At 62.8% G+C, this 14,590-nt stretch carries 14 protein-coding genes and 1 tRNA gene; 6 read left to right on the top strand and 9 right to left on the bottom strand.

The window, feature by feature from the left end:
• Nucleotides 1-71: 71 nt before the first annotated feature.
• The 3 genes from ETX26_RS10270 (at nucleotide 72) to ETX26_RS14315 (ending at nucleotide 2,157) form a co-directional block, all read left to right on the top strand.
• Nucleotides 72-158: transfer RNA gene (locus ETX26_RS10270), tRNA-Leu, on the top strand.
• A gap of 671 nt (nucleotides 159-829) precedes the next feature.
• The gene (locus ETX26_RS10275; RefSeq protein ID WP_129524597.1) at nucleotides 830-1,849 is read left to right on the top strand and encodes an SDR family oxidoreductase; all 1,020 of its coding nucleotides are present in this window, start codon (nucleotides 830-832) and stop codon (nucleotides 1,847-1,849) included.
• 146 nt (nucleotides 1,850-1,995) lie between these two features.
• Nucleotides 1,996-2,157 (top strand): hypothetical protein, encoded by a 162-nt coding sequence (locus ETX26_RS14315; protein WP_165271749.1) that lies wholly within the window; start codon nucleotides 1,996-1,998, stop codon nucleotides 2,155-2,157.
• Here the strand turns inward: ETX26_RS14315 and ETX26_RS14590 are convergent.
• From ETX26_RS14590 to ETX26_RS10310, 7 genes are all read right to left on the bottom strand, one after another.
• Nucleotides 2,117-2,317: a cyclic nucleotide-binding domain-containing protein gene (locus ETX26_RS14590; RefSeq protein WP_129525337.1), complete on the bottom strand. Its 201-nt coding sequence runs from the start codon at nucleotides 2,315-2,317 to the stop codon at nucleotides 2,117-2,119. The genes ETX26_RS14315 and ETX26_RS14590 overlap by 41 nt on opposite strands.
• A 24-nt stretch (nucleotides 2,318-2,341) precedes the next feature.
• Nucleotides 2,342-2,476 carry a hypothetical protein gene (locus ETX26_RS14530; RefSeq protein ID WP_263853383.1) on the bottom strand — a complete coding sequence of 45 codons (135 nt, stop codon included), beginning with the start codon at nucleotides 2,474-2,476 and terminating at the stop codon, nucleotides 2,342-2,344.
• A 56-nt stretch (nucleotides 2,477-2,532) separates the two neighbouring features.
• Entirely contained in the window at nucleotides 2,533-3,432 is a 900-nt protein-coding gene (locus ETX26_RS10290) for an alpha/beta fold hydrolase (RefSeq protein WP_129524599.1), read from the bottom strand.
• A 200-nt stretch (nucleotides 3,433-3,632) separates the two neighbouring features.
• Entirely contained in the window at nucleotides 3,633-4,118 is a 486-nt protein-coding gene (locus ETX26_RS10295; protein ID WP_225425727.1) for a nuclear transport factor 2 family protein, read from the bottom strand.
• Entirely contained in the window at nucleotides 4,118-4,603 is a 486-nt protein-coding gene (locus tag ETX26_RS10300) for a GlcG/HbpS family heme-binding protein (protein WP_129524601.1), read from the bottom strand. The genes ETX26_RS10295 and ETX26_RS10300 overlap by 1 nt, the downstream gene beginning before the upstream one ends.
• 15 nt (nucleotides 4,604-4,618) lie before the next feature.
• Nucleotides 4,619-5,485, bottom strand: coding sequence for an SDR family oxidoreductase (locus ETX26_RS10305; protein WP_129524602.1), 867 nt, complete (start codon nucleotides 5,483-5,485; stop codon nucleotides 4,619-4,621).
• A gap of 107 nt (nucleotides 5,486-5,592) precedes the next feature.
• Nucleotides 5,593-6,237, bottom strand: a complete 645-nt coding sequence (locus ETX26_RS10310; RefSeq protein ID WP_165271750.1) for an AraC family transcriptional regulator — start codon at nucleotides 6,235-6,237, stop codon at nucleotides 5,593-5,595.
• A 667-nt stretch (nucleotides 6,238-6,904) separates the two neighbouring features.
• Here ETX26_RS10310 and ETX26_RS10315 point away from each other — a divergent pair.
• From ETX26_RS10315 to ETX26_RS10325, 3 genes are all read left to right on the top strand, one after another.
• Nucleotides 6,905-9,412 carry a TonB-dependent receptor gene (locus ETX26_RS10315; protein WP_129524604.1) on the top strand — a complete coding sequence of 836 codons (2,508 nt, stop codon included), beginning with the start codon at nucleotides 6,905-6,907 and terminating at the stop codon, nucleotides 9,410-9,412.
• A 23-nt stretch (nucleotides 9,413-9,435) separates the two neighbouring features.
• On the top strand, nucleotides 9,436-10,926 hold the full coding sequence (locus ETX26_RS10320) for a CehA/McbA family metallohydrolase (protein ID WP_225425729.1): 1,491 nt from the start codon (nucleotides 9,436-9,438) through the stop codon (nucleotides 10,924-10,926).
• A gap of 448 nt (nucleotides 10,927-11,374) precedes the next feature.
• Complete coding sequence (locus tag ETX26_RS10325) at nucleotides 11,375-12,976, top strand: SLC13 family permease (RefSeq protein WP_129524606.1); 1,602 nt, start codon at nucleotides 11,375-11,377, stop codon at nucleotides 12,974-12,976.
• A gap of 286 nt (nucleotides 12,977-13,262) precedes the next feature.
• On the opposite strand, the gene ETX26_RS10330 is transcribed toward ETX26_RS10325, so the two are convergent.
• Nucleotides 13,263-13,691 (bottom strand): DUF2147 domain-containing protein, encoded by a 429-nt coding sequence (locus ETX26_RS10330; protein ID WP_191984713.1) that lies wholly within the window; start codon nucleotides 13,689-13,691, stop codon nucleotides 13,263-13,265.
• Nucleotides 13,688-14,542: a metal-dependent hydrolase gene (locus ETX26_RS10335; protein WP_129524607.1), complete on the bottom strand. Its 855-nt coding sequence runs from the start codon at nucleotides 14,540-14,542 to the stop codon at nucleotides 13,688-13,690. Before ETX26_RS10335 ends, ETX26_RS10330 begins: the two co-directional genes overlap by 4 nt.
• Nucleotides 14,543-14,590: the final 48 nt, after the last annotated feature.

Consider the following 14,590-nt stretch of genomic DNA (forward strand, 5'->3'; position numbering starts at 1 on the left):
GGAGGGGCGCGCCTGTTGCTAGGGGCGCCCGCCTACCCCCCGAGGGCGTCCGTCGCCCTTTCTGGCTGAGTGCGGTCGTGGCGGAACTGGTAGACGCGCAACGTTGAGGTCGTTGTGGGCGAAAGCCCGTGGAAGTTCGAGTCTTCTCGACCGCACCAAACAGTCCTGAGTAGTCCTGGAAAATCGTACCGGCCACGGAGCGCCCGCCCGAAGTAGCGTAGCTCTGCGGCCTTTCCGTATATGAATTCGAGGAACTGCAGCGGGAGAGTTGGCGGGGTGAGGCGGATTTTACACGGATTCACCGGGGCATCTCAGCTCCGGAAATTGTGACTGCAGTTGGATCGGTTCAGGCGAAGCCAAGTTCGCGACACTGCTCCGTCCAGGACAGCGGCAACGGCCTGCTCATCAGCTGCTTTGCTGTGAGATGCTCCGGCTGCCTACCTTCGACAATCACCGTGACGATATCCGGCGCTAGGCAGGACAAAGCAACGGGTTTGCCAAGTCTTGTCCTGGATCGCCCAGGCTCGTTGGCAATACTTGCAATCCATCGCTCCGGGCTCGCGAGCACCAGTTGTCTCACCTTGTGAGCCTCGGCGACGAGTGCGACGAGCTTCTCGTTAGTTGGGCGGCGGAGGTGTCTGGGTGCCGGACGTCGTTCTGGGTTTCGGTCGCGAAGAGCTTTTGGCCGCGGTGCAGAGGCATGTACTCGCCAACGCCGTCGGACTGACGGCTGGGCGCGGCCGATCTAGACGGACAAGGCAAATCGGGGAACGATTGCTCGGCGATCCTCTTGGTTGAGTATCACGCAAAAGCCAACCGGAGCGCCGCAATGAAACTCAAGCCACTCAATGAGCAAACAATCGTCATAACCGGCGGATCGTCGGGTATCGGGCTCGCGACCGCAAAGATGGCCGCCGAGAAGGGCGCCAATGTGGTGATCATTGCTCGCAACGAAGATGGCCTTGAAGAAGCCAGTCGGCAGATCCGGGATGAAGGCGGAAAGTGCGACTATGTCTGCGCGGACGTGGGCTCGCGAGAGGATGTTCGGACTGCGGTACAGACGGTGATCGGGCGGCACGGCGGCTTTGACACCTGGATCAGCAATGCTGGCGTCGGCGTCTATGCAAAGCTTGAAGAACTGGATGACGACGATCATCGCCGGCTGCTCGATACGAACTATTGGGGAGTGGTCCATTGCGCCACGGAGGCACTCCCGCACCTTAAAGAACACGGTGGCGCGCTGATCACCACCGGCTCGATATCCTCCCAGATGCCGGCTCCTGTACTATCCTCCTATACGGCCAGCAAATACGCGGTGAAGGGCTACATCGATTCCCTTCGTCTCGAGTTGATGCACGAAGAGGCGCCCGTCTCGATCACGTTGATCCAGCCGAGCGGCATCAACACTCCATTTGGCAAACACTCACTTAATCGAATGAGTGGACGGTCCGTGGTACCGCCACCGGTCTACTCACCGCAGCTCGTGGCTCGCGCGATGTGCCACGCTGCCGAGCGGCCGACCCGAGATATGATCGTCGGCGGCTCCGGGCGCGCCATGACCTTGCTCGCCACCATCATGCCTAACATCTCGGATCGGATCTTCTCAGCAGCGTTCTTCAAGACGGCGTTCGACAAGGACAAGCAGAAGCGCTCCGAAGAAGGAGGATTTCACCATGGTGGAAGCGAGGGTGAGGTCTTCGGCGACCAGACCAAAGGCATGCGTCGCACGAGTATGTATTCGGCTTTGCGCAGACACCCTGCTGCAACCGGTTTGGGCATCATGACGCTGGTCGCGGGAGCAGCGGGGCTGATGCTGGGACGCGGTTCGTCCATCATACGGCGGAGTTAGGAGAACCCTCCGGGTTCGCTCAGGTGAAGCACCCGGGGGTGGGGTGTCTCACATGATCAGCGACCCTCCGCGCGCATAAGCCGCATCCTCCCCGGCAGAGCGAGCGCGACGGATGCAGCAACCTCATCGATGCATCCGATGCAGCATTGCCGACCGCGCAATGGTCGATCGATACCAGGCTCGCCGCCGTTGGAACCGCCCTGTTCGAGCGCGGCAGTGACGCGGCGCAGGATCAGCGCGCGCATCACCCGTTCACCGAGTTCGGTTTCAGTTATCAGGAGCGCCCGCAAGCGATGCGATTGCAATAGCCTCAACAGCCGTCAGCGCGAGGGCATTGATCAGGAAGGGACGGCCCGAGAGCTGGGCAAGCTCGCCCATCATGTCGCCGCGTTCGTGCGTGATGATATGTGCGTCGTTGCCGGCGCGATCGTGCCGTCTAACCTCGAGCCTACCAGAAAGGACAAGCAGGAGGCCTAGCCCGACCTCCCCGGCCTAGGCTACCATCTCGCCGCGACCGTAGCTGCGCGGTTCCCCGAACCTGGAGAGACGAGCAATCTCCTCGTCGTTGAAACGGGGAAATATCTGCGGCCTGCGCGCAGTGGCGAGATCCTCGTCAGTGTTGCCCATGACTCTTCCTTGCGCCGGCCGGGCGCCTCGACGCCTGGCCCACGGTCGTCGGCAGATCAGGATGGAGCACGCGTCTCAATGATTTGCAGATGCTCCTCCGACACTGTCGCTGAGGTTACTTCCAAAGTGTCCGTGATAAATGCGAGGAGGTCCCGGTTGATGATGTCGGCGTGAGTAGTCGCCATACCGTGGGGAAGCGCCGGATAGACTTTCAGCGTGCCCTTCTTCAGCAGCGTGATCCCCAGCAGGGCGGAATCCGCGATTGGCACGATCTGGTCGTCGTCTCCGTGCATCAGCAGCACCGGCACATCGATCGCTTTCAGATCTTCCGTGAAATCCGTTTCCGAAAAGGCCTTGATGCAATCGTATTGGGCCTTGATTCCGCCCATCATGCCCTGGCGCCACCAGTTGCGGATGATGCCCTCTGACGGCCGCGCGCCTTCACGGTTGAAGCCGTAGAAGGGGCCCGATGCAACATCGAGGAAGATCTGCGCGCGATTGGCGGCGGTGGCGGCGCGGTAGCCGTCAAACACCTCAAGCGGAGTGCCGCCGGGATTACTCTCGGACTTGACCATTACCGGCGGAACGGCGCCGATGAGGACCGCCTTCGCCACGCGCCCGGGCTCTGCGCGCGCAACATAGTGCGCGACTTCCCCGCCGCCCGTAGAGTGGCCCACGTGGATGGCGTTCCGGAGGTCCAAAGCGCCGACGAGTTCCGCCACATCGGCGGCGTAGGTGTCCATCTCGTTACCGGTGTCGGTCTGGCTCGAGCGTCCATGTCCCCGCCGGTCGTGGGCGATAACGCGGTAGCCGTGGCCCAGAAAGAATATCAGCTGGTTGTCCCAATCGTCCGCGCTCAGCGGCCAGCCATGATGGAAGACAATCGGCTGGGCGTCCTTCGGTCCCCAATCCTTGTAGAAGATCTGAGTACCGTCCCTGGTCGTGATAAAGCTCATGTGAACCCTCCCGCGGAAGGGACCGGCCGACAGGACCGGCGCCGGTGTCTCGAAGGAACCGATCGGCGGCGAATACAGGAACGTCACACGCTTCGGAGTCGGTCGTGACGACCTCCCGACATTACCATCTTCCGCGTTGCGGTTCGATGACGATCTTTGAGTAGCCGTCCGGCCAATCAGCCCACCGCAAGTCGGATCGGTTAACCCCCGGGGACCTCCTGTGACGCGACAATGTCGCTCCGCTCTGCCGGTACGCGTCGCCACAACTCGTCGAAAGCGATGCTGTCGAAGAACGCATGCGCACGGACGATCTGTCCATCCGTCATTTCCAGTATCCATACATAGGTATTGGAATAGGGCCGATCATCGCTGGCCGTGCCGGCTGCGTCGAAGAACGCGACGACGGTGTCGTCTTCCGCGTACAGCTTCCGAACCTTCGGCACGAGACGCGATTTCATGCGCGCATTGAACGGCCTGATGACCTCCTCGATGAACGCATCCTTGGTCGGATATGTCTTGGCAGCAAGCGAGTTGCCGGTGATCGTCCAACTCGCGTCGCTGGCGAGCAGGTCGTAGGGGCTGCCAGAGCCGGTCCGCCAAGCCTCGAAGCTCTGCGCGACCAGTTCGCGGTTTCGTTCCTCATCGTGGGCGCCCGTCTGTGCGGCCGTGCCTTGGGCGATCACCATCAGGATTGCTCCGACGAAAGCACGGCAGGATGCTGCCCACCGGAAGGGATGATCTGCCATTCGGTTTCTCCCTCTGTCTGCGCCGATCTCGCGGCCTCAACCGCTGCTGCGGCAACCTGGAAGTCTTGGGAGACGCTTCCACCCGACACCCCTATCGCGCCCAGAAAAATGCCGCCGGCGTCGTGCAATGGGATGCCGCCGGCGAATACGACCAGGCCTCCATTGGTCGCGTCCAGCCCTGGAGATGTTCCTCCCGGCTTGCAGAATTCGCCGATCGCCTCGGTGTTCATGGCGAACAGCGCAGCGGTTCGCGCCTTTTTCAGGGCGATGTCCAGCGACCCGAGCAGCGCGCCGTCCATTCGCAGGAAGGCCTTCAGGTTCGCTCCCACGTCCATGATGGCGACGTTCATCGGCACGCCGATGGCCCGAGCTTCCTTCGACGCTGCCGCAAGCGCGGCATCGCTGAGAGCTTGCGGCATTTGCATGGCGGCTCCTCCCCGTCAGGCCGAGAGCGTCGGCTTTATCTCAGGCACGACCTCGGCGACGAGCGAGTCCTCCGGTTCGATTCGGTTCTCCCACGCCTGGAGCTGATGCGCCTTCAGCATGTCCTCGATCGCCTTGGGGACGACATTGCGGAACTTGCCTGTGTCGGCCGGAACGATCTCGATCATACGATCGATCATCTCCTTTGCATCCAGCCGGCCCTCGGGAGTTGCGAAAAAGTCGTCGAACCCTTTTCGGAGTTCGGCCCGCTTGGTGAAATTCTTGCCATCGTCGAGCCAGCGGAATGCGTTGTCGGCCATGGTCTCGTTGTAACCGGTGAAGTAGGCGCCGGGATTGATTGTCTGGATGAGAATTCCGTAGGGCCGCAGCTCCTGCTGCAGGGCCTCGGCCAGCGCTTCCAGCGCGTGCTTGGTGGACACGTAGGTGCCCCAGTTTGCCGGCGTGAACAGCCCGCCCATGGACGAGGTGAAGACGACCTTCCCTGTTCGCCCTTGCGAAACCCACTTCTGCACGACCTTCTGGGTCAAGACGAGCGGGAGAAAAACATTGATCTCGTAATTGCGCCGCACGAGATCGATCGGAATCTCCCACACGGGCCCGCTTTCACCCTGACCGGCATTGTTCCAAAGGACGTCGAAGTCCCACTTTGCCGCCTGTTCAATGTCGTAGGGATCCGTGAGGTCGAGGCGTTCCACCCGCAGATTATCGAGGCCCAGCGCTTCGGCCTTCTGTCGCAGCGGCATTACTTGGGGCGACACCTGCACTGTGGCGATCACATCGTGCCCATTTTGGGCCATACCGATGGCTGCACCTTCGCCAAAGCCCGAACCTGCACCCGTCACGAGAATCGTCTTGCGCGTCATGGCGTGTCTCCTTCGCTGGCCGCGGGGAGCCTACCGTTGAAGCTGGAGTCGTTGCCATGAACGAGCGTGCTTTCGATTGTACCACGGTGATGGCATGAGAGCCGCGATCAGAAGCGGCACAGACGCCGCCAAGCGCCAGGCGTCATGCCTTTCGCTTGTTGGAACGTGCGCGTCAGATGACTAGCATCCGCAAAGCCGCACGAGTTGGCGATCTGGTCGAGCGGTAGATCGGTCTCCCGGAGCATATGCTTCGCACGCTCGATGCGCTGCGCGCTCAGCCAGCGAAGCGGTGACATACCGGTAGAGATCTTGAAGGCGCGGGCGAAATGGCTGCGGGACAGCCGGCACTCGGCGGCCAGGCTCTCGAGGCCGATGCGCCCGTCGATCGAAGACATCATCATCTCCTTGGCGCGCCGCTCCTGCCATGGCGCAAGGCCCCCGCGCAGCTGAGCCATCGCCCTTGCGTCGGTACCGTGGAGCGCCGTCAGGCGCGCAAGGAGGGCCAGGCTGACGTGGTCGACCCACAGCTCATTGGCGCTCTGCGGTTGTTCTATCGCCGGCAATAGCGCCTCACAGAGGTGGCGAAGCACCAGGTCCTCGTGGGTTGCGGCGAGCGGAGCTCGCAGCTCACCGGTCGCGGGAAGGTCATGCTCTGCCTGAAACCGTTGCAGGGCGCTGCGCGATGTGAAGACGGAAATGCAATCCACGTCGCTCGGGACCAAGGAGGAGTGCTGAACGCCAAGATCGAGCAACAGGAACTGTCCTCGTCGCATGGCTGGGAGCGACATAGCACACTCGTCGGCCCAATACGCTTGGACCGGAAGATCGAGTCGCTGCATGCAGACCATGTAGCCTTCCGCTCGATCGAACCGCGTCGGGTGCCCTCCCGCACTCCACGCCCACTGGACGCGCGTCGCAACGAATTCGGGTGTCTGAAATTCGGAGACGACCAAGGTCGACGGTTTCTCAACTCCCACGAACTTTTCGAACTGGTGCCGAAAGCGAGGGTCCATCGAACGAACCTGCAAGAGTTAAGCCTCGCTCAGTGTAGCACGGCATTATCTTGTTCGGAACGGCGGTCGTCCCCGCGAGATGCCAGCATGGCATCGACCACCGCTGGTGTTGGAGCGTCAGACATCCGACGGGTGCGTTCGCATAGCCTCCCGTTGCCGTCCGCCCTGGGGCTCGTCAAATAGATCATCCAGCGACTGAGATCCGGTCACGAAGCTCTCGCTGTGAAGCCAGATGAGCGAAAGACAGCTGTCAGGAAGTCCTTCCTCCAGCCAGCCGCGCGCTTCGACTTCCAAAGCTCGCTCCTGTCACTCGCTCGTCATCATGCCCCCATAGCCAGCGTCTCGCTGACGAACCCCGAGCCGCACAGGATTCGGACCACGTAAGCGCCGATTTTCGGGAGGAACAATGAAAGCTGTCTATTCCACCGCCTCTTTGGCGGCGATCTCGCTTGCCCTGGCAAGCCCGTCCTACGCGCAGAATGCAGATGCCGAGGATGGCGACGAGGTTTCCCTGCCTGATGCAAGCCGCAGTGGGGACTTCAATGTCATCATCGTGACCGGTCGAGCTGGCGGCAGCGAGCTGCGCAAGGCGGAAGCGAGCTACGCGATTACGACGCTCAGCGACGACGCGTTGCGCCTGACGAACCCCGCCTCCACTGCCGACACCTTCAAGCAGGTTCCAGGCTTCTGGGTTGAGTCCTCGGGTGGGGAGGGATCCAACAATGTCCGTTCGCGCGGCATCCCGACCGACGGGTATTCCGCCGTCGCTCTCCAGGAGAACAGCCTCTCGGTCCAGTACGATGGCGGGCTCGGCTACTTGAACCCCGACCAGTCGTTCCGGTTCGACGAAACGATCGCGCGGGTGGAGGCCGTGCGTGGCGGCCCGGCATCGATCTTCGCTCCTTTTGCTCCGGGGGGCGTGGTCAACTTCATCACTCGCAAAGGCACCGACGAGCCCGGAGGCCGGGTGAAATATACCTGGGGCAACTACAATCTGAACCGCCTGGATGGCTATTACGGCACACGGCTGGACGAGAACTGGGGCGTCTTCGTGGGCGGCTTCTACCGCCAGAGCGACGGCATGCGCGACACTGGCTTCCTTGCCGAGAAAGGCGGCCAAATCCGCGGCACGGTCGATTACGACGATGGCCGCAATTCGCTGATGCTGGACGTCAAATATCTAGACGATCGAGTTCCCTTCTATCTTCCGGTGCCGCTGACCTATGATGCAGACGGCGAGATCACCGACGTTCCGGGGTTCGATTCGCGCGAGGATACGCTGGCCGGACCGGACACGGACGACCTGCCGATCAAGAATGTGGGCCGGCCATACTTGTTCGACCTCACCGAAGGCTCGCATACCCAGATGACGCAAATCACCCTGAACGGGGTGCTGGCGCTCAACGACACCTTCGCTCTCGAAAGCCGCAATCGCTACCGCGATGCCGATATCCTGCGCAACGCGATGTTCCCCACGGGGAACGTCACCGAACTCGACGTATTCCTCAATGGCATTCGTCCTGCGGTGCTCGCCGCCTTTCCGGGAGCGACGGACATTCGCGCGGAGTATGCTGGCGGGGGTGTGCCGGTAACCGACACGACCAATGGCAATGGGCTGGTCGTCGGCGGCAACCTGCTCTCGGTCAGCGTGCCGATCGAGGAGGTGATCACCGACAACCGTCTGACCGCAGAGTTCGAAGCGGGCGGCAGCCATAGCTTCGCCGTCGGCTTCACCTATGGCCACTACGATTATCGCTTCGACCGTTACATGGGGACCACGCTGCTGGACGTGCAAGGCAATGCCCGGCGGCTCGATGTTGTGGCGGTGGACGCCGACGGCGACGTCGTCGGGCGTGCTACCGACAACGGCTTTCAGCGCTATGGATCGATTTACGACAATGTCGGTATGAAAGTGGACGCGATCGCGCTCTACGCGGGCGATGAATGGCAGGTCACCGACGCGTTGCGCCTGGATTTCGCTGCACGTTGGGAGCAAACCGAATTCGGCGGACAGGTTGCCGAGAAGACGACTGTGAACCTGGGCGACCCCACCACGCTCGCCGACGACCAGGTGCTGACCGGTACCGGCAATTTCATTGAAGTGGACGAGCGCTTCGACGACTTCGCCTGGACGGTGGGCGCGAACTATCAGTTCGCTCCGTCGATGGGCGTGTTTGCGCGCTACACCGATACATTCAAGCTTCCGAGTGCGGGCGAGTGGAACGGCAATCCGACCCGCACCGATCAGCGCTCCGTGCCGATCAAGATGGCCGAGCTCGGATTCAAGTACGGCGGCGACGTGTTCAACCTGTTTGCCACCGCCTTCTTCTCGAAGTTCGAAGGCGTGAGCTTCACCAACTATCGCTTCAACCCGGTCACCAACGAGTATGACGATCCCGAAGTGGTGGTCGCCGACACGGAGACGTGGGGGATGGAGCTGGAAGCATTGGTGCGTCCGAGCCGATTCTTCGATCTTTCGGTTCAAGCGACGTACCAGGATCCGCAATACAAGGGTTTCACCTATACCGACCAGACCGGTGCAGTGCAGGACTACGATGGCAATCAACTGATCCGCGTCCCGAAACTCTCGTTCCGGGCGGTGCCAGCGGTCAACCTCTTCGACGGGCGGCTACGCACCGAGCTGGAGGTCGAGCATTATACGAAGCGCTATCCGGACATCGCCAATTCGCAGGAATTGCCGGCCTACACGCTGCTCAACCTCAACTTCCGCGGGCAAGTGACCGATTCCCTCGCGCTGGGTCTCAACGTCAGCAATCTCACTGACGAACTCGGCCTGACCGAGGGCAATCCACGGGCAGGATCGTTCAACACCGGCGATCCGAACGCTCGCTACTTCCTGGCTCGGCCGGTGTTCGGCCGGACGGTGCGCGCTTCCGTCACGCTCGACTTCTGATGCGCACCTTGTTTGGAATATCCGTGCGATCGCCGGCCTTCGGGCCGGCGATCGTTCTCTTTCTCGCGCTGCTATGGGCCACTGCGGCGAGCGCGCAGAAGCCCGAGCGCGGGTCTGACCAGATTTTGTCGGGTACGATCACCGGCTCCGATCACCAGCGGTATATCCGGGCCCCTTTCGTCCTGCCGGAAGGGACGGAGCGACTGGTAGTCTCATTCGACTACGACGGTCGTGACCATAAGACAGTGATCGATCTCGGGATAGAGGATCCCCACGGTTTTCGCGGCGCGAGCGGCGGCAACAAGGCGAGCTTCACGATTGCGCCGACCGATGCGACCCCCTCCTACCTTCCCGGCCCGCTACCGGCCGGCGAATGGGCGCTAGCGCTGGCCGTTCCGAACATTCGGGAAGGGGTGACGGCGCAATGGCAGGCCGAGTTGTGGTTCCTGCGAGGAGCGGAGGCCCAATGGCTGCCCGACGCACCGGCCGGCAGGGGGCCGGGCTGGTACCGGGGAGACCTCCATCTCCACACCGCCCATAGTGATGGCTCCTGCGACAGCCGCAGCGGCCAGCGCGTACCCTGTCCAACCTATCGGACGATCGAAGCAGCGGCGGACCGCGGACTCGATTTCGTGGCGCTCACCGAGCACAACACCGCCAGCCAGGCGGCGCCGCTACGGGAACTGGCACCCTATTTCGACGACATGCTGCTGATCCCGGCGCGTGAGATCACGACCTTTTACGGCCACTTCAACGTATATGGCGTGACTTCATTCCTCGACTTCAGGATCGCGAAAGGGAGCGACAACAGCTTTGCCGATATCGCCGAGCAGGTTCGTTCGCTGGGCGGACTGGTCTCTATCAATCACCCACGGCTTCCCTCGGGGGAAATCTGCATGGGCTGCGGATGGACCATGCCCGGCGCCGATCTTGCCCATGCGGATGCGGTCGAAGTCATCAACGGATCGTCCTCCGCATCGGGCGGAGGTCCGGAAGGGCCAGTCTCGGGCATTCCTTTCTGGGTGGAGGCGCTCGCCCAAGGGCATCGCCTCGCGGCGATCGGCGGCAGCGACAATCACGACCCCGCGCGCAGTGGCGACGGGGCAGTAGGTGTACCTGCCACCGTGGTCTATGCAGAGGATCTGTCCCAAGGCGCTATTCTGGAGGGCTTGCGCCGAGGACGCAGCTTCATCGATGTCGAGGGGTCCGGACAAGTGCATCTCGACTTCACCGTGCGGACCGGCGAGGCGACGGCGAAGATGGGGGGGCGACTTCGCGTGTCCGACTCCGCTCCCATCGCGCTTATAGCTGATTTGAAAGCGCCCGTTGGCACCATGCTCGAGGTCCTGGTGGGCACCGACCTCATCGAGGCTCGTCCACTCGATGGCCGATCGGACAGTCACACATTCTCGCTTACGGCTGAACGCGGCACCCGGCCCGTCTGGTTGAAGCTGCGGAATTCTGATGGCGACCTCGTAGCACTTAGCAGCGCCCTTGTTCTGGACGTTGAGTGATCGAAGCAGGTTGCCGGGAGTCGTGGCCTCGGCAGACCGCGTTTGACGTTGCACACCCCGGTGGCAGATCAGCACATCCCGTGGCGATCAGAGCGAGGGAAGTCGAAGATCGGCCCCCCACGCGTTGAGATATCGCCTCTGCGCTCCTCTTCTCAGCAGTTCCGGCGAGCCTAACGGAGCTGGCATGGAAGCGGTCAGCCGTCGCCGAAGAGAGTGGATCGTAACTGAAAGCGGCCATCCCGTTCATCAGGGGCTCTGTGCAATTTTGCCATCCCGACGAGCAGACTACACCGTTTTGGCATGCCCGGAGCAAGCACCCACCCATCGACGCAGGTAGAGGATTAAAGGCCGACCCGAACGGCGGGCGGAAAGCTGGAATCCGGGCATGAGCTATAGGCCGGACCGGCAAGATGGTGCTAGCGGCTTCGGACTGAACACGGGAGAGGGCATGGCTGACGAGGTCCGTCATCAAGGGCAATACGAGGACTATGCGGAGAATGTCTCACCGGACCCGCGATCGCCTCGGCTGACTTGGCTGTTCCGAGCGCTCGGACCCGCGATTGCGCTGGCCGTCTGGCTGGCTCTGGGAGGGGCCCAGGACATGCCTTCGGAGGCGCGATATGTCGCGGCTGTCGCAGCACTGATGGCGGTTTGGTGGATGACCGAGGCGATCCCGTTAGCGGCAACATCGCTGTTGCCGATCGTCCTCATCCCCATGTTCACCGACCTGACTGTGGTCGAAAGCACTGCCCCTTACGCGAATTCCATCGTTTTCCTGTTCCTTGGCGGGTTTCTGATCGCGATCGCGATGGAGAAATGGAACTTGCACCGCCGGATCGCGCTGTTGACGCTGGCCCGCGTGGGGACTGCTCCCCGGCAGATCATACTGGGGCTGATGCTGGCTACCGGCTTTCTTTCGATGTGGGTTTCAAACACCGCAACGACTCTGATGATGCTACCGATCGGCCTGTCGGTGATTGCCCTGATCAGCGACCGCTCGGGTCTGGCGGGCACGAGCGTGGAAGTCGCTCGAGCGGCACACCGGCCGGGCCAAGTCGACCTGGTGCCCGACGAGAACATTCGCCGCTTCGCGATTTGTCTGATGCTCGCGATCGCCTGGTCCGCGAGCATGGGCGGGCTCGGGACCGTGCTGGGCAGTCCGCCCAATGCGATCGTCGCGGGCTATGCGGCCACCGAGCCCCAGGTCGAAATCGGCTTTCTCGACTGGATGCTGCTTGGCACGCCGGCAGCCTTCACCTTCATCCTGATCGGCTGGGTGCTGATGACCCGGCTGCTCTATCGCTTCGACCTCGCCGAGGTGCCTGGCGGCCGGCAAATGATTGAAGAGGAGATCAACAAGCTCGGTCGCTTCAGCCAAGGGGAGGCAGTGGTGACCGCCGTGTTCGCCGCCGCGGCGTTCCTGTGGGTGGCTCCAGGGCTGCTTTCGAACATTCCCGCGCTGGCCGACGATCTCGGCTGGTTCGGCCAGATGGACGATACTGCCGTGGCCATTGCCGCGGGTATAGCGATGTTCATCCTTCCCGGCCGTGGCCGCCGGGAAATGGTGCTCAACTGGAAGGATGCGGAGGACGGGCTGCCCTGGGGCGTGCTGCTGCTGTTTGGCGGCGGCCTTAGTCTTGCCAGCGCGGTTGCCGCCACAGGTCTCGACAAGTGGCTAGGCACGCAGGTGTCGGGCTTGGGTACGCTTCCACTGCTCCTTCTGATGGCCGCGGTGGTCACGATCGTCATATTCCTGACCGAGGTTACCAGCAACACCGCCACAGCCGCGACCTTCATTCCGGTGTTGGGCGGCGTGGCGCTCGGCATCGGCGCCGATCCCCTGACGCTCCTGATCCCTGCGGCATTGGCGGCAACCTGCGCCTTCATGCTCCCGGTCGGCACACCGCCCAACGCGATCGTGTTCAGCACCGGCGCCGTCACCATCGCCGACATGGCACGCGGCGGCGTGGTGTTGAACTTCGTCGGTATCGTGCTGATCACACTGTTCTGCTATCTGCTGGGAGGCGCGACGCTCGGCCTTCGGTTCTGAGTGACCCGAAGAACAGGCGAGGTGGTGGCGATTACACCGATCCAAATTTGGAGAGGCAGCCTCCCGCCAGTAGCACCACGACAATCGATCGGCAGAATCGTAGGGGTGATGCCGACGGAGCCATTCCCAGGCGAAGTTGCAACGACCCGGGGCCGCCCGGAAGCAGCGCGAGGGGGCAGGCGTTGCGGGATGCACACAAAAAAGACGCCCACGGCACCGATGGAATGCCGTGGGCGCGCAAGGGACGGCTGCGACCGTCGCCCCTTGTGAGGAGCCCTTCGTATGATCAGCGCACGCGGGTCCAGACCTTGGTGCGGCAGAAGATCGCGGCCTTGCAGCCCTTGACCTCGAGCTTGCCGTCGCGGCGCAGGGTCAGATAGCCCTTGGCGGCTCCATCGCCGGATTCCGGATCGTAGACGGGCCCGCCCTGCCATTCGGCCGGGCCGCCGGTGAAGCCGCGCAGAACCACCAGGCCCTTCAGCTTGCGGTTCCTGAGCGAACGATCGGGATTGCGCACGTCCCGCAGGTCGGGATTGGCGCGCAGCCGCGTCGCGTCGACGATCTTGCCGCACAAGGCCTCGCCGCAGCGATAGATCTCGACCCGGCCGCCTTCGCTGCCGGTCGCCCAGACGCCGAGAATCCGGCTGCCGTCTCCCGCTGCTGCCGGCGCGGATGCTGCCAGCAGGAGCCCGAGCGTGACCGCCACCGCCCTCACGACGCGAGCTCCGCATCGGCCGGCGGCGTGAGCGTGTCGAGCGCCCTGGCGACCAGCGCGCGGTCGTCATGCTGCCACGGGTGGAAGCCGGGGCGCATGTATCCGATCGCGCTGCCCACCAGCAGGCGCATGGCGCCCGGGCGGACATAGAGATAATGCAGCAGCTTGCGCCATGTCGCGAAGTCGTTCTTTCCGTCCTGCGCCAGCAGATCGGCGGTATTGCGGAAGATCACGTAGTGAAACCGCACGGTTGCCGCCGCCATGGCGAAGGAGCGCCCCAGCCAGCGGCGCCAGCGCGGGAATTTGCGCGTGGCATGAAGCCAGGTGTCGTAGGCGACCGCCTTGTGCTCGATCTCCTCGATCGCATGCCAGCGCCACATGCGCTGGGCTTCCGGCTCGGCCCCGGCGAGGTGCTCGGGGTTCGAGAGGACCGCGTTCGCCAGGGTCGCGGTGAAGTGTTCGAGCGCGCATGTCGCGGCGAGCTGCATCACCGGCTTGCGGCGCTTGGCCCAGGCGATCGTGCGCGCGGCGCGGTCCTCCCCGGAGCGGATGTCGTATCCTGCATCGCGCGCCTGCTTGTTGAAGAACACGTGCTCGCGCGTGTGCATCGATTCCTGGTAGACGAAATCGTCGATCTGCGCGCGCAACCCCTCTGGCGCTTCGTCGCGGTAATGCCGGACAGTAGTCATGAAGAACTTCTCGCCGACCGGGAAGGTGGACGACAGCGCGTTGAAGAACGCCGTGCGACCTGCATCGCCGCCGTGCCACCAGCGGCGTGCGGGCTCGTCCCGGCCGAACTTCCAGTTGCGCTTGTGAATGGCGATATCCTCAGGCGTTCGGGTGGGGGGCATGGTTCGACTCCTCCTGGTTACATCACTCTTGTAATTTACATTGATGTC

This window comes from Pelagerythrobacter rhizovicinus, from assembly GCF_004135625.1.
Classification (GTDB): Bacteria; Pseudomonadota; Alphaproteobacteria; order Sphingomonadales; family Sphingomonadaceae; genus Pelagerythrobacter; species Pelagerythrobacter rhizovicinus.

Bases quoted from the DNA above. Each gene is read 5' to 3' on its own strand.
- ETX26_RS10290 (WP_129524599.1), bottom strand. From the start codon at position 3,432: ATGAGCTTTATCACGACCAGGGACGGTACTCAGATCTTCTACAAGGAT.
- ETX26_RS10315 (WP_129524604.1), top strand. From the start codon at position 6,905: ATGAAAGCTGTCTATTCCACCGCCTCTTTGGCGGCGATCTCGCTTGCC.
- ETX26_RS10300 (WP_129524601.1), bottom strand. From the start codon at position 4,603: ATGCAAATGCCGCAAGCTCTCAGCGATGCCGCGCTTGCGGCAGCGTCG.
- ETX26_RS10305 (WP_129524602.1), bottom strand. From the start codon at position 5,485: ATGACGCGCAAGACGATTCTCGTGACGGGTGCAGGTTCGGGCTTTGGC.
- ETX26_RS10295 (WP_225425727.1), bottom strand. From the start codon at position 4,118: ATGGTGATCGCCCAAGGCACGGCCGCACAGACGGGCGCCCACGATGAG.
- ETX26_RS14530 (WP_263853383.1), bottom strand. From the start codon at position 2,476: ATGGGCAACACTGACGAGGATCTCGCCACTGCGCGCAGGCCGCAGATA.
- ETX26_RS10275 (WP_129524597.1), top strand. From the start codon at position 830: ATGAAACTCAAGCCACTCAATGAGCAAACAATCGTCATAACCGGCGGA.
- ETX26_RS10335 (WP_129524607.1), bottom strand. From the start codon at position 14,542: ATGCCCCCCACCCGAACGCCTGAGGATATCGCCATTCACAAGCGCAAC.
- ETX26_RS10325 (WP_129524606.1), top strand. From the start codon at position 11,375: ATGGCTGACGAGGTCCGTCATCAAGGGCAATACGAGGACTATGCGGAG.